At 71.7% G+C, this 19,642-nt stretch carries 19 protein-coding genes and 1 pseudogene; all 20 read left to right on the top strand.

Annotated elements, in window-relative coordinates; translation table 11 throughout:
- Window positions 1–9: 9 nt before the first annotated feature.
- Window positions 10–507 (top strand): Holliday junction resolvase RuvX, encoded by a 498-nt coding sequence (gene ruvX, locus IDM29_RS06570; protein WP_255491517.1) that lies wholly within the window; start codon window positions 10–12, stop codon window positions 505–507.
- A 136-nt stretch (window positions 508–643) separates the two neighbouring features.
- Entirely contained in the window at window positions 644–1,813 is a 1,170-nt protein-coding gene (gene mltG / locus IDM29_RS06565) for an endolytic transglycosylase MltG (protein WP_182111194.1), read from the top strand.
- Window positions 1,810–2,661, top strand: coding sequence for a shikimate dehydrogenase (locus IDM29_RS06560; protein WP_182111193.1), 852 nt, complete (start codon window positions 1,810–1,812; stop codon window positions 2,659–2,661). Before mltG ends, IDM29_RS06560 begins: the two co-directional genes overlap by 4 nt.
- A gap of 114 nt (window positions 2,662–2,775) precedes the next feature.
- Window positions 2,776–4,452, top strand: coding sequence for a GspE/PulE family protein (locus tag IDM29_RS06555; RefSeq protein WP_182111192.1), 1,677 nt, complete (start codon window positions 2,776–2,778; stop codon window positions 4,450–4,452).
- 79 nt (window positions 4,453–4,531) lie between these two features.
- The gene (locus IDM29_RS06550; RefSeq protein WP_255491516.1) at window positions 4,532–5,851 is read left to right on the top strand and encodes a type IV pilus twitching motility protein PilT; all 1,320 of its coding nucleotides are present in this window, start codon (window positions 4,532–4,534) and stop codon (window positions 5,849–5,851) included.
- On the top strand, window positions 5,848–7,086 hold the full coding sequence (locus tag IDM29_RS06545) for a type II secretion system F family protein (RefSeq protein WP_182111191.1): 1,239 nt from the start codon (window positions 5,848–5,850) through the stop codon (window positions 7,084–7,086). Before IDM29_RS06550 ends, IDM29_RS06545 begins: the two co-directional genes overlap by 4 nt.
- A gap of 155 nt (window positions 7,087–7,241) precedes the next feature.
- Window positions 7,242–7,652: a type II secretion system protein gene (locus tag IDM29_RS17505; protein ID WP_304518588.1), complete on the top strand. Its 411-nt coding sequence runs from the start codon at window positions 7,242–7,244 to the stop codon at window positions 7,650–7,652.
- A gap of 32 nt (window positions 7,653–7,684) precedes the next feature.
- Window positions 7,685–8,140 (top strand): type II secretion system protein, encoded by a 456-nt coding sequence (locus IDM29_RS17500; RefSeq protein ID WP_182111190.1) that lies wholly within the window; start codon window positions 7,685–7,687, stop codon window positions 8,138–8,140.
- Window positions 8,141–8,235: 95 nt separating this feature from the next.
- Window positions 8,236–10,065 carry an Ig-like domain-containing protein gene (locus IDM29_RS06530; protein ID WP_182114162.1) on the top strand — a complete coding sequence of 610 codons (1,830 nt, stop codon included), beginning with the start codon at window positions 8,236–8,238 and terminating at the stop codon, window positions 10,063–10,065.
- Window positions 10,062–10,727, top strand: coding sequence for a type II secretion system protein J (locus IDM29_RS06525; RefSeq protein WP_182111189.1), 666 nt, complete (start codon window positions 10,062–10,064; stop codon window positions 10,725–10,727). The genes IDM29_RS06530 and IDM29_RS06525 overlap by 4 nt, the downstream gene beginning before the upstream one ends.
- Window positions 10,724–12,310, top strand: a complete 1,587-nt coding sequence (locus tag IDM29_RS06520; protein WP_182111188.1) for an RICIN domain-containing protein — start codon at window positions 10,724–10,726, stop codon at window positions 12,308–12,310. The genes IDM29_RS06525 and IDM29_RS06520 overlap by 4 nt, the downstream gene beginning before the upstream one ends.
- 14 nt (window positions 12,311–12,324) lie before the next feature.
- Window positions 12,325–13,140 carry an A24 family peptidase gene (locus IDM29_RS06515; protein WP_182114161.1) on the top strand — a complete coding sequence of 272 codons (816 nt, stop codon included), beginning with the start codon at window positions 12,325–12,327 and terminating at the stop codon, window positions 13,138–13,140.
- Between the two features lie 106 nt (window positions 13,141–13,246).
- Window positions 13,247–14,305 (top strand): type IV pilus assembly protein PilM, encoded by a 1,059-nt coding sequence (gene pilM / locus IDM29_RS06510; protein WP_182111187.1) that lies wholly within the window; start codon window positions 13,247–13,249, stop codon window positions 14,303–14,305.
- On the top strand, window positions 14,302–15,000 hold the full coding sequence (locus tag IDM29_RS06505; RefSeq protein ID WP_182111186.1) for a fimbrial assembly protein: 699 nt from the start codon (window positions 14,302–14,304) through the stop codon (window positions 14,998–15,000). Before pilM ends, IDM29_RS06505 begins: the two co-directional genes overlap by 4 nt.
- 1 nt (window position 15,001) lies before the next feature.
- Complete coding sequence (locus IDM29_RS06500; protein ID WP_182111185.1) at window positions 15,002–15,772, top strand: hypothetical protein; 771 nt, start codon at window positions 15,002–15,004, stop codon at window positions 15,770–15,772.
- A 92-nt stretch (window positions 15,773–15,864) separates the two neighbouring features.
- Entirely contained in the window at window positions 15,865–17,085 is a 1,221-nt protein-coding gene (gene aroC, locus IDM29_RS06495; RefSeq protein ID WP_182111184.1) for a chorismate synthase, read from the top strand.
- Entirely contained in the window at window positions 17,082–17,627 is a 546-nt protein-coding gene (locus IDM29_RS06490) for a shikimate kinase (protein WP_182111183.1), read from the top strand. Before aroC ends, IDM29_RS06490 begins: the two co-directional genes overlap by 4 nt.
- Window positions 17,620–18,762, top strand: a complete 1,143-nt coding sequence (gene aroB, locus IDM29_RS06485) for a 3-dehydroquinate synthase (protein WP_255491515.1) — start codon at window positions 17,620–17,622, stop codon at window positions 18,760–18,762. The genes IDM29_RS06490 and aroB overlap by 8 nt, the downstream gene beginning before the upstream one ends.
- Window positions 18,763–18,772: 10 nt before the next feature.
- On the top strand, window positions 18,773–19,213 hold the full coding sequence (locus IDM29_RS06480; protein ID WP_182111182.1) for a type II 3-dehydroquinate dehydratase: 441 nt from the start codon (window positions 18,773–18,775) through the stop codon (window positions 19,211–19,213).
- A 48-nt stretch (window positions 19,214–19,261) separates the two neighbouring features.
- A pseudogene (locus IDM29_RS06475) lies at window positions 19,262–19,642 on the top strand (hypothetical protein); the annotation flags it as partial.

Raw genomic sequence — 19,642 nt, 5'->3', positions numbered from 1 at the left:
AGGTGGCGCGTGCCGCTGGGTGACGCCGGCGCGCCGGCGCCACTGCCGCGCGGCGCGCGCGTCGCGGTCGACGTCGGCTCGGTGCGGGTCGGCGTCGCCGCGAGCGACCCCGACGGGCTCATCGCGACGCCCGTGGAGACCGTCCCGCGCGACCAGTCCGGCACGTCGGACACCGCGCGGATCGCCGAGATCGTGTCCGAGCGTGGCGCTGCCGTGGTCTACGTGGGGCTGCCGCGTAGTCTCTCGGGGGGCGAGGGTTCGGCATCGGCCCTCGTTCGGACCTATTGTGTGGCGCTGGCGCACGCGGTCGCACCGGTTCCGGTGCGTCTCGTTGACGAGCGGCTCACCACGGTGACCGCCCATCAGGCGCTGCACGCGTCCGGCCGGTCCGGACGACGTCACCGGGCGGTCGTCGACCAGGCGGCCGCGGTGGTGATCTTGCAGGCGGCGCTCGATGCCGAGAAGGCATCCGGGCGTAGGGCGGGGGAGCAGGTCGGGTCCGCGTGAGCGGCCCGGGACGACGCAGGAGGGCGTCCGGCGACCCGGCCGGGGCCTACGGTCCGCACCACCCCCGAGGGCGGACCGGAACGAGGAGGACTGACGTGACGAGGCAGCTGGCGACGGTGCGAGCGGAGACCCCAGCATGAACGACCTCTTCCTCGACGAGATCGTCCAGCCGGACGAGCCGCGCGAGGCGCCCGCCGCCCGCAGCGCCCGCCGGTCCGAGCGTGCGGAGCGCGACCGGCGCCGCCGCAAGCGCCGTCGGCGCAACCTCGTCGCGCTCATGCTGAGCCTGCTCGTCATCGGCGGCGCGGCGTGGGCGGTCATGCAGTTCGTCATGCCGACGATCAACGACCTGCGGGGAGTCTCGCTGGACCAGGGCAACGACGACTACCCGGGCCCCGGCCACGGCAGCGTCGACGTCGTCATCCCCGAGTCCGCGACGGGCGGCCAGATGGGCGAGGTGCTCCTCGAGGCCGGCGTCGTCGCCTCGAAGGACGCCTTCACCCAGGCCTACACCGCCAACCCCGACGCGGGCGGGATCCAGCCGGGGACCTACCGCCTCCTGCTGCAGATGAAGGCCGCGGACGCGGTGACCGCGCTCCTGGACTCGGAGAACCGCGTCCAGACCAAGGTCACGCTGCCCGAGGGGCTCCGCGTCGACCAGATCCTCGAGCGCCTGTCGTCGGTGACCACCGTCCCCGTCGCCGAGTTCGAGGCCGCGATGGCCGACACGGCCGCGACGGGTCTGCCCGCCGAGGCCGGTGGCAGCTACGAGGGCTGGCTCTTCCCGGCGACGTACACGTTCCAGCCCGGGACGACGCCGACCCAGATGCTCTCGGAGATGATCGGCCAGACCGTGGCCAACCTCGACGCCCGCGGGGTCGCGGCCGCGGACCGGCAGCGCGTCCTGACCATCGCGTCGCTCGTCGAGCGCGAGGCTCGCTCGCCCGAGGACCGGGCCATGGTCGCCCGGGCGATCCAGAACCGGCTCGACGTCGGCATGAAGCTCGACATCGACGCCGCCGTCGCCTACGGCGCCGGCATCCCCGGCACGGAGCTGCGGAACGCCCACAAGGACGACACGAGCAACCCGTACAACCTGTACGCGCGCACCGGGCTGCCGCCCACGCCGATCGCTGCGCCGAGCCTCGTCTCCATCGACGCGGTCCTCAACCCGGCGGACGGCCCGTGGATGTACTGGGTGACGATCAACCTGGACACCGGCGAGACGCGGTTCGCCACGACGCTCCAGGAGCACAACGAGAACGTGCTCCTGCTGCGGCAGTGGGAGGACGAGAACCAGGGGTGAGCACCGCTCGGCGCGCGGCCGTCCTCGGCCATCCCATCGCGCACTCCCTCTCACCCGTCCTCCACCGGGCGGCGTACGCGGCCCTCGGGCTCGGTGACTGGCGCTACGACGCGCTCGACGTCACCGAGGACCAGCTGCGGGACGTCGTCGGCGCGCTCGACGCCGACTGGGCCGGCCTGAGCCTGACGATGCCCCTCAAGCAGACGGTGCTCGGCCTCCTGGACCACGTCGAGCCGCTGGCCGAGGTCGTCGGCGCCGTCAACACGGTCCTCGTCCAGGGCGGCGGGGGGCGACCCGTGCTCGTGGGCGCGAACACCGACGTCCACGGCGTCGTGGCGGCGCTGCGCGAAGGGCTGGGCGAACGCCGCGTCGGCACCGCGGTGGTCCTCGGTGCGGGCGCGACGGCGGCGTCGACGCTCGCGGGGCTCGCGCAGCTGGGGTGCACGACCGCTCAGGTGTACGTCCGGTCGATGGCGCGGGCCGGTGCGACGATGCGCGCGGCCCACCGCATGGGCGTCGAGCCCCGCTTCCTCACGATGGCGCCGGCGGCGCGCCTGCACGCGGCCGTGCTGTCGGCCGACGTCGTGGTCTCGACGCTCCCGCCGGGCGCGGCGGACCCGCTCGCCGCGGAGCTGGCGGGTGCCGGGGCCGTCGCCGGCGTGCTGCTCGACTGCGCGTACGACCCGCGCCCGACGGCGCTCACGGCGGCGTGGGCGCGCGCCGGCGGTATCGCGGTGACGGGGGAGCGGATGCTGCTCCACCAGGCGACCGAGCAGGTCCGGCTCATGACCGGACGCCCCGCGCCGCTGGCGGCGATGGAGCGGGCGCTCGGCGACGCGCTGGGCTGAGGCCGCACAAGCCTTCAGGGTTCGCGGAGGGCTGCCGATAGGTGAGGTGGACGCCCCCGCGACGCGGCGGGACACGGTGGAGCCCCCGCTCACGTGCCGCCTGGAAGGACACCTGTGAAGCAGCTCGGAGACATCCTCCTCGACGAAGGTCTCGTGACCGAGGGCCAGCTCATGGCGGCCCTCGACGAGCAGGTCCAGCGCGGGGAGTCCCTCGGGCGGACGCTCGTCGAGATCGGCATGATCTCCGAGACGCAGCTCGTGCGCGCCCTGGCCGCCCAGGTCGGCATGGAGTTCGTCGAGCTCGCCGACTTCCCGGTCGACCGCAACGCCGTGGCCCTCGTCCCGGCGTCGCTGTGCCGCCGGTACGTCGTGCTGCCCGTCGCCATCGTGGACGGCGCACTCGTCCTCGCGATGGCAGACCCGGGCAACGTCCTCGCGGTCGACGACGCCCGCACGATGGCGGGCGTGCCCGTGCGGACCGTCGTCGCCACGCACGACGACCTGATCACCGCGATCGACCGGTACTGCCGGGCGGACGACGAGATGGAGGACCTCACCGCCGCGTTCGGCGAGGAGGCCGCTGCGGCCGACATCGAGTCCGAGCTCTCCAAGGTCGGCGACATGGTCGACGACGCGCCCATCGTGCGCTTCGTCAACCTCCTCGTGACGCAGGCCATCCAGGACCGCGCGTCCGACATCCACATCGAACCGGCCGAGACGGACCTCCGCGTCCGGTACCGGATCGACGGCGTGCTGCACGAGATGCAGCGGGCGCCCAAGCAGATCCAGGGCGGCGTCATCTCCCGCCTGAAGATCATGAGCGACATCGACATCGCGGAGCGGCGCAAGCCGCAGGACGGACGCATGTCCGTCACGCACAACGGCCGCAAGATCGACCTCCGCGTGGCGACCCTGCCGACGGTCTGGGGCGAGAAGGTCGTCATGCGAATCCTCGACAACTCGACCGCGAGCCTCGACCTGCGCGACCTGTCCTTCCTGGACGACAACCACGCGACCTACCGCGAGTCCTACACCAAGCCCTACGGGATGATCCTCGTCACCGGACCGACCGGGTCCGGCAAGTCGACCACGCTCTACGCCACGCTGAACGCGGTGTCCAAGCCCGAGATCAACGTCATCACGGTCGAGGACCCGGTCGAGTACCGGCTCGCCGGGATCAACCAGGTCCAGGTCAACCCGAAGGCGGGTCTGACGTTCGCCGGCGCGCTGCGGTCGATCCTGCGGTCGGACCCGGATGTCGTCCTCCTCGGTGAGATCCGTGACCACGAGACGGCGCAGATCGCGATCGAGGCGGCGCTCACGGGTCACCTCGTGCTCTCGACGCTCCACACCAACGACGCGCCCAGCGCCGTCACGCGGCTCATCGAGATGGGCATCGAGCCCTTCCTCGTGGGCTCCGCGCTGGACTGCATCGTGGCCCAGCGTCTTGCCCGCAAGCTCTGCGAGAAGTGCAAGGAGCCGTACCGGCCCAGCGAGGTCGAGCTGATCGCGGCGCGGTTCCCGTGGAGCCCCGGCGAGGAGACCCCGCTCCTGCACCGGCCGGCGGGCTGCTCGTCGTGCTCCCAGACGGGCTACAAGGGCCGGATGGCGATCCACGAGGTCATGCGTGTGACCGAGGAGATCGAGCGTCACGCGGTGGCGCACTCCTCCGCAGCCGACATCGCTCGGACCGCGCGCGACCAGGGCATGATCACGCTCCGCGACGACGGCTGGACCAAGGTGCTCCTCGGACAGACCTCGATCGAGGAGATCCTGCGCGTCGTCGCGTAGCGGCGGACGGCTCAAGCCCCGGGCGCAGGCCGTCGATAGACGACGCGAGCGTCACGTACGAACCCATCGAGAGGCCGCTGTGAACGAGACCAGTCCCTATGGCGCCGGTGACCCGAGCCGCCGCACGTCCCTGCAGGGCCTGCCGCCGACGCCGGGTGGCGCCCCCGCAGCCCCCGTGGCGAGCGCCCAGTACGGCGCGGCCCCCGCACGGTCGGAGCGCAGCGCGCGGATCGGCATGGCGCAGGGCGCGCGGGACGGGGACCTCGACCTCGACAACGCCCTCCGGGCGATGATCGAGTGCAACGCCTCCGACCTTCACCTCACCGTGGGCGCACCCCCGATGGTCCGGCGCGACGGAAGCCTCCGAGCCCTCGAGGGCTTCCCGGTGCTCACGGCCGACTCCCTCCAGCGGAGCCTCTACGCGGTGCTGAGCCAGAAGCAGCGCGAGAAGTTCGAGGAGGTCATGGAGCTCGACTTCGCCTACGCGGTCCGGAGCGTGTCGCGGTTCCGCGTGAACATGTACCGGCAGCGCGACTCGGTGGGTGCGGCGTTCCGCATGATCCCCTACGAGATCAAGCCCCTCGAGGCGCTCGGGGTCCCGGCGGTCGTGGCGAACTTCGCCGGCCTGCCGCGCGGGCTCGTCCTCGTGACCGGACCGACGGGCTCCGGCAAGTCGACCACGCTGGCGGCGATCGTGGACCTCGCCAACCGGACGCGAGCCGACCACATCATGACGGTCGAGGACCCGATCGAGTTCCTGCACCGTCACAAGAAGTCCCTCATCAACCAGCGTGAGGTCGGCGCCGACACGCTGTCCTTCGCCACCGCGCTCAAGCACGTGCTCCGCCAGGACCCGGACATCATCCTCGTGGGCGAGATGCGTGACCTCGAGACCATCTCCGTCGCCCTGACCGCCGCCGAGACGGGCCACCTCGTCTTCGCCACCCTGCACACGCAGGACGCGGCGCAGACGATCGACCGGGTCATCGACGTCTTCCCCGCGCACCAGCAGTCGCAGGTCCGCACCCAGCTGGCCAGCGCGCTCCAAGGCGTGGTCTGCCAGACGCTGTGCTCGCGCGTCGGGGGCGGCCGGGCGGTCGCGACCGAGGTCCTGCTCGCGACGCCCGCGGTCCGCAACCTCATCCGCGAGGGCAAGACCCACCAGATCTACTCCGCGATGCAGGCCGGTGCGAAGCAGGGGATGCACACGATGGACCAGCACATCGCCGACCTCGTGCGCTCCAACCGCGTGACGTACGAGAACGGCCTGGAGAAGTGCCACAACGTCGAGGACTTCAACCGCCTCGTCGGCCGGTCCTCCAGCATCGCGCAGGGCATGACGGCCGGGATGCAGGCCGACCCGGCGACCGCCGGCTACGGGATGGGGGGCCTGAAGTGAGTACCACCAGCACGACGGCGAAGGTCTACGAGTACGCCGTCCGGGACGCCACGGGCAAGATCGTCAAGGGGCGGATCGAGGCGAACTCCCAGGCGACGGTCGTCAACCGCCTGCGGACGATGGGGATGGCGCCCCTGTCGATCAACGAGGTCAGCACCTCGGGCCTGCAGAAGGAGATCTCCCTCCCGGGTCTCTCCGACCGGATCTCGCTCAAGGACCTGGCGATCCTCGCGCGCCAGCTCGCCACGATGATCAACTCGGGCCTCTCGATCCTGCGTGCGCTCGGCATCCTCGCCGACCAGACGGAGAGCAAGCCGCTCGCCCGCGTGGTCGCCCAGGTGCGCAGTGACGTCGAGACGGGGTCCGCCCTGAGCGTCGGGCTCGCCAAGCACCCGCAGGTCTTCCCGCCCCTGATGATCAACATGATCAAGGCCGGCGAGGTCGGCGGCTTCCTCGACCAGGTGCTCGTGTCGATCGCCGAGAACTTCGAGTCCGAGGTGAAGCTCCGCGGCAAGGTCAAGTCCGCGATGACCTACCCCGTCGTCGTGTTCGTCATCGCGATCCTCGCGGTCGTGGGGATGCTCCTGTTCATCGTGCCCATCTTCGCGAACATGTTCGCGAACCTCGGCGGTGAGCTCCCGATGCCGACCCAGATCCTGGTGACGCTCTCGGAGTGGATGAAGATCGGCGGCCCGGTCCTGCTCGTCGCGGTCGTCATCGCGGGGGTCTGGTGGGGAAAGAACAAGCACAAAGAATCCGTGCGCTCCGTCGTCGACCCGTGGAAGCTCAAGATGCCCATCTTCGGAAAGCTCTTCCAGAAGATCGCGGTATCACGTTTCACGCGTAATTTCGGCACGATGATCCACGCCGGCGTCCCCATTCTCCAGGCGTTGAACATCGTCGGCGCGACGAGCGGCAACATGGTGATCGAGAACGCCACGAAGGACATCGCCGACTCCGTGCGCCGCGGGGAGTCCCTGACGGGCCCCCTCGCCCAGCACCCCGTCTTCCCGCCCATGGTGGTGCAGATGATGGCCGTGGGTGAGGACACCGGCGCTCTGGACTCGATGCTCGCGAAGATCGCCGACTTCTACGACCAGGAGGTCGAGGCGACCACGGAGCAGCTCACGTCGCTCATCGAGCCGCTGATGATCGCCGTGCTCGGGAGCATCGTGGGAACCATGATCATCGCGCTCTACATGCCCATCTTCAACATCTTTGAGCTCATTGAGTGACGGGTGCCCGAATTGCGGTGGGCCGACCGGGTGAACTTCACGCACCGCCTATTCGGCGTCTCAAGTCCGACGTGACGCGCGCCGATTCGCATGGTGCACGACCTCACTCACCGCCACGCTCGTGGCACTCACGCTGAAACCGAAAGGAAGCGCACATGATCTCGCGCATCCGCAAGTCCCTCGACGAGAAGGACCAGGGCTTCACCCTGATCGAGCTCCTCGTCGTCATGATCATCATCGGCATCCTCGCCGCGATCGCCATCCCGGTCTTCCTGAACCAGCGCAAGTCGGCGACCGACTCCTCCATGAAGTCGGACCTGCGTGGCGCGGCCACGCTGGTGGAGACCCACATGGTCGACACGCAGGAGTACCCCGCGGACCAGACGGAGTTCGCCGCGCTGGACCTCAAGAAGGACGCCGACACGACCCTCACGTACTCCGGCGCCAGCGGCGCGTTCTGCATCGTCGCGACGCGCGCAACCGGCGCCCAGGCGGGCACCCAGAACTGGGCGTGGGACAGCGACGGTGGCGGCCTCAAGGGCATCGGCTCCGCCACCACCTGCTGACACAGACATCCTCTAGCGAGAAGAGAACTCACATGATTGCTCGGATCCGCAAGTCCCTCGACGAGAAGGACCAGGGCTTCACCCTGATCGAGCTCCTCGTCGTCATGATCATCATTGGCATCCTCGCCGCGATCGCCATCCCGGTGTTCCTGAACCAGCGCAAGTCGGCGGTCGACTCCTCGATCAAGTCGGACCTCCGCACGGTCGCGACCACCATCGAGACGGTCATCGTCGACACGCAGAAGAACCCGGCGTCCGTGAGCCAGGCTGCGACGGCGAACGCACCGGTCGTCGTCACACCGACGGGCACGGGGGCGACGGCGATCAACGTGACGGTCAGCTCCGGCAACCTGGTCGAGTACAAGAACCAGACGGACGGCGGCTACTGCCTCACCGGTTGGAACACCGACGGAAACGCCAACACCAAGACCAAGGGCATCACCTACAACAGCACGGCCGGCGGCCTCGGCAAGGCGTGCGGCGCCTGACCCTGCGGAGCCTGATCTGTGCACGGACGGGCCGGGACCATTCGGTCCCGGCCCGTCCGCCGCACCCCCGACGATCGCTGACCACAAGGACGATCATGCTCACTTCACGTGGCGCCCCGGCCGAGCGCGACTCCGATTCCGACGCCGGCTTCACGCTGGTCGAGGTCATCGTCGCGCTCGTCCTCCTCGGGATCGTCGCGTCGGCGGCGCTGGGGTTCTTCATCGAGGGGACCCAGACCTCGAGCCACCTGCAGCGGTCGCAGAACGCCGTGGCCGTGGCGAACGAGGCGATGGAGCTCGCCTACGGCGTCGACCCCCGGAACAAGCCCGGTACGACCGTCCCCGGCGTCGTCGTCGGCCGCGCGAAGACCGACGTGCAGGCGCACTTCGCCGCGGCGACGGCGAAGGCGGTCGAAGGTGTGACGAACACGTATCCTTTGTGGGACGGCGCCGCCACCGACTCCACCAACGCCGCGGTCAAGCCGTGGTTCGAGCGCGAGCTCTCCGGCCAGACCTACGAGGTGACGACGCTCATCGGCAGCTGTTACCGGCTCAAGAGCACCACGGCGACCGACCAGGTGTGCACCAAGCTCCCGGGCCACTCGTCGGATCCCGGCGAGACGGCCGCGGCCGCCAAGCCGTACGTGCGGATGCTGCGCATCATCGTGGTGGTCACCTGGACGCCCACCGGTGGTGAGTGCTCCGGTGGGACCTGCTCCTACCAGCTCAGCGGCCTGGTCGACCGGAGCGACGACCTCGAGTGGAACCAGGTGGTCAAGCCCGTCGCGGTCGACGACTCAGAGGTCTTCGCCGTGAACGAGGGAACGAAGAACCTCAAGCTGCTCGCGAACGACCTCATCGGGCCGCTGTCCGCGAAGCCCGTCGAGATCGTGACGCCGCCCGCGAAGGGCGCCCTGACCGCGCCGGACGCCGCCGGAGTCACGGGGTACAAGCCGCCCACGGGCGAATCGGGCATCTTCACCTTCACGTACCGCATCCGCGACGCGCGCGGGGCGATCTCCGACCCCGCGACGGTCACGCTGCGGGTCGAGCCGAAGGCTGCACCCGACTACGCCATGCCGGTCATCGCCGGGCAGCCCAACCCGCTGGCCGTGCTCACGAACGACCTCGGCAGCCCCAAGAGGATCGAGATCACCGCCGGCGCCAAGCGGGGCACGGCCGTGGCGAGCGGCCTGACGCTCACCTACACACCCGGCCCGGGCGTGACCAGCGGGACCGACACCTTCACCTACAAGTTCATCGACGAGTCCGACCAGGAGAGCGCGAGCGTCGAGGTGACCGTGGCGATCGACCGCATCGTCACGCTCCCGCGCACCGTCGACGTCAGGCTGAACGGCTCGGCCTCGCCCGAGATCGACCTGACGTCCACCCTCACGGACGGCAACACCGATGCCGCCGGGTTGCGGGTCATCGTCTCGGGAAGCAAGCCGGCCCACGGCACCCTGCGGATCGACGGCAAGGACTACGGCGGAGCTGGTCCGACCACGGGCGCCTCGGTGAAGTTCCAGCCGCCGAACCGGGTCGGGGAGTACACCTTCACCTACCAGCTCATGCGCGTCGGGGGAGCGACCGGCCCCACGAGCACGACGACGATCCGGGTGCTCCCGTCGGGCGGCAACGACGACCTCGGCACCCTGACGCACAACAAGACCCACAACGTCAACCTGGCGAAGAACGACTTCCCCGCCGCGGGAGTCCAGGGCAACCCGGGCAACGTCGAGATCGTCATCACCCAGCCGCCGACGAGCTGCGGTTCGTTCGAGAGTGCGACGAGGTACAAGGCGCCGAAGCTGGGCTCCAAGGAGGAGATCCGGTGCTCGATGACGTACGTCATCAAGGGCACGGGAGGCAGCAGCGCACTCGTCTCCGCTCCGGTGACCGTCACCTGGAAGGTGAAGGGGTGAACGCGCCGGCGGTCCGGACCCGCGACGGCGGACTCACCCTGATCGAGCTCCTCGTCTCGATGGGGATCTTCACGGTCGTGCTGGTGGTGTTCATGAGCGGGCTCATCAGCATGACGACGAGCACGGTCCGCGCGCAGGACGTCACGAACGCCGGCGACGCGGTGCGGTCCGCCTTCCAGACGATGGACAAGCAGATCCGGTACGCCGATGCGGTGAACCGGCCGGGCGTCGGCGCGAGCGGCTCGTACTACCTCGAGTTCCGCACCGGCGCCCAGCCCGACGGCCTGGCGCCCCTGTGCACCCAGTGGCGGCTCGACCCCACCGCACGGACGCTCGCGTACCGGACGAAGCGCGATGTCCCCTCCGCGCCGGTGAGCCCGTGGCGCACCATCGCGACGGACGTGCGCAACCCGCTGTCCGGTCCCGACAAGAACATGCCCTTCCGGTTCGAGGCGGCGGGCGGCGCCTCCGCGCGCCAGTCGGTCACCGTGAGCCTCGACGTCGGCCGCGGCGCCGCCGGGCCCGACGCGGTGACGGGCGCGGACATGGGGACCGTCTTCGTCGCACGCAACAGCTCCTACGCGTCACCCAGCAACCCCGACCTCGACTCCGACGGCATCAGTGACACGCCCGTCTGCGGAAACCCACTGGAGCGCCCGTGAACACCCCGCACCCCGCCATGATCGCCCTCGCCCGCCGGATCACCCGGACCGTGTCCGGACGCGACGAGGGGGTCGCCATGGTGACCACGCTGCTCGCGATCATGCTCACGACGATGCTCAGCATCCTGCTGCTCGGGGTGCTGCTCTCGCAGTCGATCCCGACGACCTACGTGCGGGCCGCGAGCCAGACCGTGTTCGCCGCCGAGGCCGGGGTCAACGCCGTGGTCGGCCAGATCCGCGGGGCCCAGGCGATCACCGACTCGTACGGCGACATCAAGAAGCTGCCGTGCTCGGCCTCCGGGCCGGTCGACGGGGCCGGGGACGCGCTGCGCTACACCGCGACCGTGAGCTACTACGTCGTCGACCCGACGGGCCGCAGCGAGTCGTGGCTGTCGACCAACGCGATCCCGTGCAACCCCGGCACCGGCCCGGTGAAGGCGCCCGGGTACGCGCGGATCGTCGCGACGGGCGCCGGGGACGGCGTCGCGGGGATGGGCGGGACGACCGGGGACCGCACCGTCTCGGCCGTCTACGAGTTCCAGATCACGAACAACAACATCCCCGGCGGCCTGATCTTCTCGTTCGACACGAATCAGAGTCCCGACCGGTACTGCCTCCAGGCCGACGCCGCCGCCGCCAACTCGCACATCTCCTACGTGCCCCGGGCCAGTTGCGGCACGGACGACATCACGCAGCTCTGGGTCTACAGCGACACGTACCAGATCAAGCTCGCGAGCACCACGCTGCCCACCTTCACGGGTGGCCCGCTGTGCATCACGGCAACCCCCAGCTCGGGTGGCCCGGTGAAGGCCACGCTGCAGAAGTGCAAGGACAAGACCGACAGCGCCCGGTGGAGCCAGCTCTTCAGCTGGGAGGGCGGTGCCAAGTTCACCGGTCAGAAGGACCCGATCTCGGACGGCTACAGCGGCTACTGGCTCTCGTCGGGCCAGAAGGGCGAGCCCAAGGACAAGGACCTCCACATCTGGAACCAGTCGCCGAGCAACAACGAGTGGGGTTCCTTCAACCCGGACCCCCGTGTGGGTGCCGGGGCGGCCGGGTACGGCACCCACCAGATCGTCAACTACCTGGAGTTCGGCCGCTGCTTCGACGTCACCGACGAGAGCGTCGGCAAGTCGTTCATGATCGTGTACCCCTGCAAGCAGGACCCGAGCGGTGGCTCGCGCCTGCTCTGGAACCACAAGTGGTACTACACGGAGCCGACGTCCACCGTGGGTTCGCTCGGTCCCCAGCAGATCCACGTCCTCGACGGCAAGAACAGCGGCAAGAAGAACTGTCTGGTCTCCCCGGGCACGGAGGGCGGCTACGTCACCCTCACCTCCAGCTGCAGCACGACCGCGAAGAACCAGAAGTGGACGCGCCACGCCGACACGGGCAGCTACGGGACGTCCTGGACGTTCACCGACGAGTGGGGCCGGTGCGCCTCGGTCGGTACCGCCAAGATGCCGTCGACGTCGTGGTCCATCATCGTCACCTCCACGTGCAACTCGGGCCTCGGCCAGAAGTGGAACGCCCCGCCGAACACGATCTCGGCATCGCTCGACGGATACCAGGAGATCCCCTGAACCTCGCCCTGGTGATGCCCGCGGCGGGCCCCGCCTCGCTCCAGGCGATCGCGCTCGTCTGCGCGGGCGTCCTCGGCCTGCTCGTCGGCTCGTTCCTCAACGTCGTCGTGTGGCGGGTGCCCCGCGGTGACTCGGTGGTCCGACCGCCGAGCGCGTGCCCGACGTGCGGGGCCCAGATCCGCCGACGGGACAACGTCCCGGTCCTGTCGTGGCTGCTCCTGCGGGGGCGGTGCCGGGACTGCGGCGCCCCGATCTCGGCGCGGTACCCGCTGGTCGAGCTGGCCACGGCGCTCCTGTTCGTCCTGGTGGTGGTCCGGTTCGGCAGCGCCCTGCCGGGCGCCGCCGCTCTCCCCGCGTACCTGTACCTGGCGGCCATCGCGGTCGCGCTGGCGCTGATCGACGTCGACGTCCACCGGCTGCCCGACGCGATCGTGCTGCCCGCGTACCCCGTGGTGGCCGTGCTGCTGTCGATCGCCACGTGGGCCACGGGGGACTGGGGAGCGCTCGGCCGGGCCGCGCTGGGAGGGCTCGCGTTGCTCCTGCTGTACGGCATCCTCTTCGTCGCCCACCCCGGCGGGATGGGACTCGGCGACGTCAAGCTCGCGGGCGTCCTCGGGCTCGCGCTGGGCTGGCTCGGCTGGGGCGCCCTCGCGGTCGGTGCGTTCGCCGCCTTCCTCGTCGGCGGCGCCTTCGCCGTCGCCCTCCTCCTGGCGGGGCGCGCCGGCCGCAGGTCCGGCATCCCGTTCGGCCCGTGGATGCTCGTGGGTGCGGCGATCGGCATCGGGTGGGGCGAGGCCCTCTGGGCGGCCTACCTCGAGCTGCTGCTGTGAGGCCCCGGCGCGGTACGGGCAAGACGCCGCGCGGAAACGCTCAAGGGTCCCGCCCGGCGTCCCGATAGGTCAGCAGCAGGCAACCTCACGGACCGAAGGACACTCCATGGCCAAGACCCGGGTGATCGGGCTCGACATCGGATCGACGGCGGTGCGAGCAGCCGAGCTCGAGCTCAGCGGTCCGCGCGGTCGCGCCGCCGCCACCCTCGTGCGGTACGCCGAGGAGCCGCTCCCCGCCGGCGCCGTCCAGGACGCGCAGGTCGCCGAGCCGCACACGGTCGCGTCCGCGCTGAAGGAGCTGTGGCGCCGCGGCAAGTTCTCCTCCAAGGAGGTCGTGCTCGGCGTCGGGAACCCGCGCGTGATCGTCCGGGAGCTCGAGCTGCCCTGGCTGCCGATGCACCAGCTCCGCGCGTCGCTCCCGTTCCAGGTCCAGGAGCTCCTCCCGATGCCGGTCGAGGAGGCGCTGCTCGACTACTACCCGACGGGGGAGTTCGCGGGACCCTCCGGCCGCACGCTCCAGGGCATGCTGGTGGCCGCGTCGCGCGACACCGTCAGGGTCAACGTCATGGCCGCGGAGAGCGCTGGCCTCAAGCCCCAGATGGTCGACCTCAACGCCTTCGCGCTGCTGCGCGCGATGTCCCGCGGGGAGCTCGCCGACCAGGTCGTGGCCATGGTGGACGTCGGGGCCCGTGTCACGAACGTGATCATCGCCCGGCGTTCGGTCCCGCGGTTCGCGCGGACCCTGCCCTCGGGCGGCCAGGACGTCACCGACGCCCTCGCCGGGCACCTCCACGTCGCCGTGCACGAGGCCGAGAACCTCAAGCGGGAGATCGGCGTCGGCTTCTCGGTGAGCCCGGAGCTCTCGTCCGGTGCGGCCGCGATCGGCGAGGTCACCCGGGGCCTGGTCGAGGCGGTCCGCAACACCTTCGTCTACTACCAGGGCAACAACCCCGGCGCCGGCATCGACGTCGTGCTGCTGACCGGCGGCGGGGCGCAGCTGCCCGGGCTGGGCCAGTACCTCGCGACCGCGAGCCGGCTCCCGGTCGCGATCGGGGACCCCCTCGCGACCCTCAAGGTCGGGGCGGACGTCTCCGCCCACCTCCCCGCCGGCGGCTCGGCGCTCATGGCGCTCCCCGTCGGCCTCGCGTTCGGAGTCGCCGCGTGACCGCCATCGCACCGGCACCGGAGGTCGTGGACACGACCGTGCCCGGAGCCCCCGCCGCACCCCAGGTCAACCTCCTCCCGCCGGAGGTCCACGCCGGCCGCCAGGTCTCGCGGATCAAGAGCTGGGCACTCATCGCCGTGCTGGTCGCGCTCCTGGTCGCGACCCTCCTCTACGTCTGGGCGGCGTTCTCCGCGAAGCAGGCCGAGGCCGAGCTCGCGCTGGCGCAGGACGAGAGCCAGGCGCTCCTCGCCGAGCAGGCGCAGTACGCCGAGGTCCCGCAGGTGCTCAACCAGACGCAGGAGATCGCCGAGGCCCGGGAGCTGGGCATGGGCGCCGAGGTGCTGTGGCGTCCCTACCTCGGAGCCGTGGCCGCGACAGCGCCCGCCGGCGTCAGCATCGACACGCTCTCGTACAGCCCGTCGCTGCCCAGCGAGCTCGCGAGCTCCGACCCGCTCCTGACGGAGCCGACGACCGGCGCGCTGTCCTTCGAGGCGCGCTCGCTCACGGTGCCCGACACGGCCGGGTGGATGGACGCCCTCGAGGCCGTCACCGGCGTGACGAACCCGTGGTTCAGCTCGGTCGCCATCACCCAGGACGCCGAGAGCGGCGCCACCTACTACGTCGTCAGCGGGACGGTCCTGCTGACGACGGACGCCCTGTCCGGCCGGTTCACGACGCAAGAGGAGGCCGGCTGACATGGGGTCGAAGGCACGCAACTGGATCTTGGGCGCCGCGTTCATCGCGGTCCTCGTCCTCGCGGGAAGCTGGTTCCTGGTCACGCAGCCCAAGCTCGACGAGGCCGACGAGACGCGCATGAGCGTGGAGGACGAGCTCGCCCGGCAGGACCTCCTCCGCGCCCAGCTCACGACGCTCCGGGGGCAGTTCGAGCAGATCGACACCCTCCGCGCCGAGCTGGCGAGCCTGCAGACGCAGGTGCCGGCCGAGGCGGAGCTCTCGGGCTACCTGCGGGACCTCCAGAGCCTCGCCGAGGCCCACGGCGTGACGCTGATCTCGGTGAACCCCGGCACACCCACCACGGTTCTCGAACCGGCACCGGTCGCGCCGCCCGCACCGGAGTCGGTCGCCGACGCCCCGGCGGAGGACGGCACCGCGACGACCGACGTCCTCCCGCCCGCGCCCACGAGCCGCCTCGTGCAGCTGCCGATCGCCATGACCGTCGTCGGGCCCCATGACGGGGCCCTCGCGTTCCTCGAGGCGGTGCAGACCGGGACCTCCCGGCTCTACCTCGTCACGACGTTCACGAGCACGTCGCAGCAGCAGATGGAGGCGTCGGGCGGACGCCCGGCGACCGGTCGGGGCGACCTCGAGATCAACATCGACGGGTTCGCCTACGTCCTGCCCGCCGACCCGACGACGGTCGTGCCGCCCGCCGACGGGCAGGAGGCGGCGCCCGCGCCGCTGCCGTACAGCGACCGGAACGTCTTCTCACCCGTCGCCGGAGGCTGAGCGCCCCCACGCGCCGCACCACGCACCTCGGCCCGCGTCCGCAGCCCGGACGCGGGCCGAGGTGCGTCCGGGCGCGTGGGAAGATCGGGACCATGCTGCGTTGGTTGACCTCGGGTGAGTCGCACGGCCAGGCGCTCGTCGGGATCCTCGAGGGTCTGCCCGCGGGCGTGCAGGTCACGAGCGCGGACGTGCGCGACGCGCTCGCCCGGCGCCGGCTCGGCTACGGCCGCGGCGCACGCATGGCCTTCGAGCAGGACGAGGTCCGGATGCTCGCCGGGCTGCGGCACGGCGTCACCCAGGGCGGCCCGCTCGCGATCGAGATCGGCAACAGCGAGTGGCCCAAGTGGGTCGACGTCATGGCCGCCGACCCCGTACCGCCGGAGCGCCTACTGGTCGACGCCGGCACCGGCGACGAGCGGGAGGTCGCCCGCAACCGGCCGCTCACCCGCCCCCGGCCCGGGCACGCCGACCTCGTGGGCATGCGCAAGTACGGGTTCACCGACGCGCGTCCCGTGCTCGAGCGGGCCTCGGCGCGGGAGACCGCGACGCGCGTGGCGCTCGGCGTCGTCGCCGCGCACTTCCTCGAGCAGGCCGTCGGCGTGCGCCTGGTCTCGCACGTCGTGCAGATCGGTCCCGTCGCGGTTCCCGACGACGCCGCGCTGCCCACGCCGGACGACGTCGCGGCGCTGGACGCCGACCCGGTGCGCTGCTTCGACGCGGCCGCCTCGGCGGCGATGGTCGCCGAGATCGACGACTGCCACCGCGCGGGCGACACGCTGGGCGGCGTCGTGGAGGTGCTCGCGTACGACGTGCCCACGGGCCTCGGCAGCTACACGCACTGGGACCGCCGGCTGGACGCGCGGCTCGCCGCCGCCCTCATGGGCATCCAGGCCATCAAGGGCGCCGAGGTGGGCGACGGGTTCCGCACCGCCGCGCGCCGCGGCTCGCAGGCGCACGACGAGATGGAGCGCGACCCCGCCACGGGCCGGATCCGCCGCCGCAGCAACCGCGCGGGCGGCCTGGAGGGCGGCATGACCAACGGCGAGGTGCTGCGCGTGCGCGCCGCCATGAAGCCGATCTCCACGGTCCCGCGCGCGCTCGACACGGTCGACGTCGCGACGGGGGAGACCGCGCGCGCCATCCACCAGCGCTCCGACGTCTGCGCCGTGCCGCCCGCCGCGGTCGTCGCGGAGGCGATGGTCGCGCTCGTCCTGGCCGACGCCGTCGTCGAGAAGTTCGGCGGGGACAGCGTCGCCGAGGTCGCGCGCAACCACGCCGCGTACGTCGCGTCCCTGCCGGAGCTGCTCCGATGAGCGCGGTGCCCGCCGGGCCGCGCGCGGTGCTCGTCGGCCCGCCCGGGTCCGGCAAGTCCACGGTCGCCCGGCACCTCGCCGCGCTGCTCGGCGTCGCGTGGCGGGACACCGACGAGGACGTCGAGCGCACCGCGGGCAAGGAGATCAGCGCGATCTTCTTCGACGAGGGCGAGCCGCACTTCCGTGCCCTCGAGCGGGCGGCGGTGGTCACCGCGCTCACCGAGCACGACGGCGTGCTGGCGCTCGGCGGCGGCGCGGTGCTCGACGCCGCGACGCAGGAGGCCCTCGGGGCGTACCGCGACGCGGGCGGCACCGTCGTGTTCCTCGACGTCTCGCTCGCCCACGCGGCCCCCCGGGTCGGCTTCCAGCGCGCCCGGCCGCTGCTGCTGGGCAACCCCCGCGCGCAGTGGCAGGCACTCATGGACGCGCGCCGCCCGGTCTACAGCAGCGTCGCGACGATGCACGTGCTCACCGACGACGTCGCGCCGCAGGACGTCGCCGCGACGATCGCGGCAGCCCTGGAGGGACCCACCCGTGACTGAGCCCACCGCGTCCGCCGCCCCCACGCGGATCACCGTCGCGGGCGAGCACCCGTACGACGTCGTCGTCGGCCACCACCTGCTCGGCGAGCTCGCCGGGATGCTCGGCGATCGCGTGCGCCGCGTGCTGGTGATCCACCCGGGCGCGCTCACGGCCTCGGCCGAGGTCGTGCAGGAGGACCTGCGCGCGCAGGGCTTCGAGGTGTTCCTGGCCGAGGTCCCCGAGGCCGAGGAGGCCAAGTCCGCGCAGGTCGCGGCCTTCCTGTGGGGAGTGCTCGGCCAGGCCGACTTCACGCGCAGCGACGCGATCGTGGGGCTCGGCGGGGGAGCGACCACCGACCTCGCGGGTTTCGTCGCGGCGACGTGGCTGCGCGGCATCCGGGTCGTCCACATCCCCACCACGGTGCTGGCCATGGTCGACGCCGCCGTCGGCGGCAAGACCGGCATCAACACGCCCGAGGGCAAGAACCTCGTCGGCGCCTTCCACCCGCCCGCCGGCGTCCTGTGCGACCTCGTCGCGCTCGGGTCCCTGCCGGTGCACGACCGCACGGCGGGCCTGGCCGAGATCGTCAAGGCCGGCTTCATCGCCGACGAGCGCATCCTCGAGCTCGTCGAGCAGGACCCGGCCGCGCTCGTCGCGCCCACCCTGGACGACGCCGCCGCCGGCCGGCTGCGCGAGCTGGTCGAGCGCGCCATCGCGGTCAAGGCGCGCGTCGTGGGCGAGGACCTGCGCGAGGCCGACCTGCGCGAGATCCTCAACTACGGGCACACGCTGGGCCACGCCATCGAGCAGGTCGAGCGCTTCGCCTGGCGCCACGGCGCCGCGGTCTCGGTCGGCATGGTCTTCGCGGCGGAGCTCGCGCGGCTCGCGGGGCGCCTCGACGACGACGTCGTGGACCGCCACCGCGCCGTGCTCTCCTCGCTCGGGCTCCCGACCACCTACCGCGGCGACCGCTGGGACCGGCTCCTGGCGGCGATGCGCCGGGACAAGAAGTCGCGCGGCGCCCTGCTGCGCTTCGTCGTGCTCGAGGACGTGGGCCGGCCGACCCGCCTCGAGGGGCCCGACCCGGCGCTGCTCGCCGCCGCGTACGCCGAGATCAGCCGCGAGGCGCCGACCTCCTCGCCGGTGCTGCTCTAGCCTTGCGCGCATGACGCGCGTCCTGGTCCTCAACGGTCCCAACCTCGGCCGCCTCGGGGTGCGCGAGCCGGAGGTGTACGGGTCCGCGACCCTCGCCGACCTCGCCGAGCACGCGGCCGGCTGGGCGGCGGGAGCCGGCCTCGAGGTGGACGTCCGGCAGACCGACGACGAGGCCGAGATCGTCGGCTGGCTGCACGAGGCCGTCGACACCCGTGCGCACGTGGTGCTCAACCCGGCGGCCTTCACGCACTACTCCTACGCGCTGCGCGACGCGGCCGCGCAGGTGACGTCCGCCGGGCTGGTCCTGGTGGAGGTGCACCTGTCGAACCCGTACGCGCGCGAGGAGTTCCGGCACACGAGCGTGGTCGGCGGCGTCGCGACCGGCACGGTGGCGGGGTTCGGCTTCGACTCCTACCGGCTGGCGCTGCTCGCCGTCGCCGCGCGCGTCTGACAAAGGCCGCGCCTTGTAGCGCACGGGACAAGCGCCTAGCCTTGTCGCGTGTTCGTCGTCACGATCGACCAGATCGGCAGCCGCGTCGTCGGGGACCGCGTCGACGGGCTCCTCGTCATGCTCGACACGCTCGCCGAGGGGTCGACCCAGGTCCGCCGCTCGATCGTGCGCGCCTTCGACCGGACCGTGGGCGACGAGGTCCAGGGTGCGCTCGACGACCCCGTGGCGGTGGTCGACCTCGCGCTGACCGTCCTGCGGACCGGGCGGTGGAGCATCGGCATCGGTGCCGGTGAGGTCGCGACACCCCTGCCCGCCTCGGTCCGCGCGGCGCAGGGCCCGGCGTTCGTCGCCGCGCGCGAGGCCGTCGAGGCGGCCAAGAGCCGGGCCCGCGCCGTGCCGCTCGCCGTGCGGGGCCGCGACGACGAGGCC

Source organism: Actinotalea sp. JY-7885 (genome assembly GCF_014525465.1).
GTDB lineage: Bacteria > Actinomycetota > Actinomycetes > Actinomycetales > Cellulomonadaceae > Actinotalea.
This window is presented reverse-complemented; position numbering and strand designations above follow the sequence as displayed.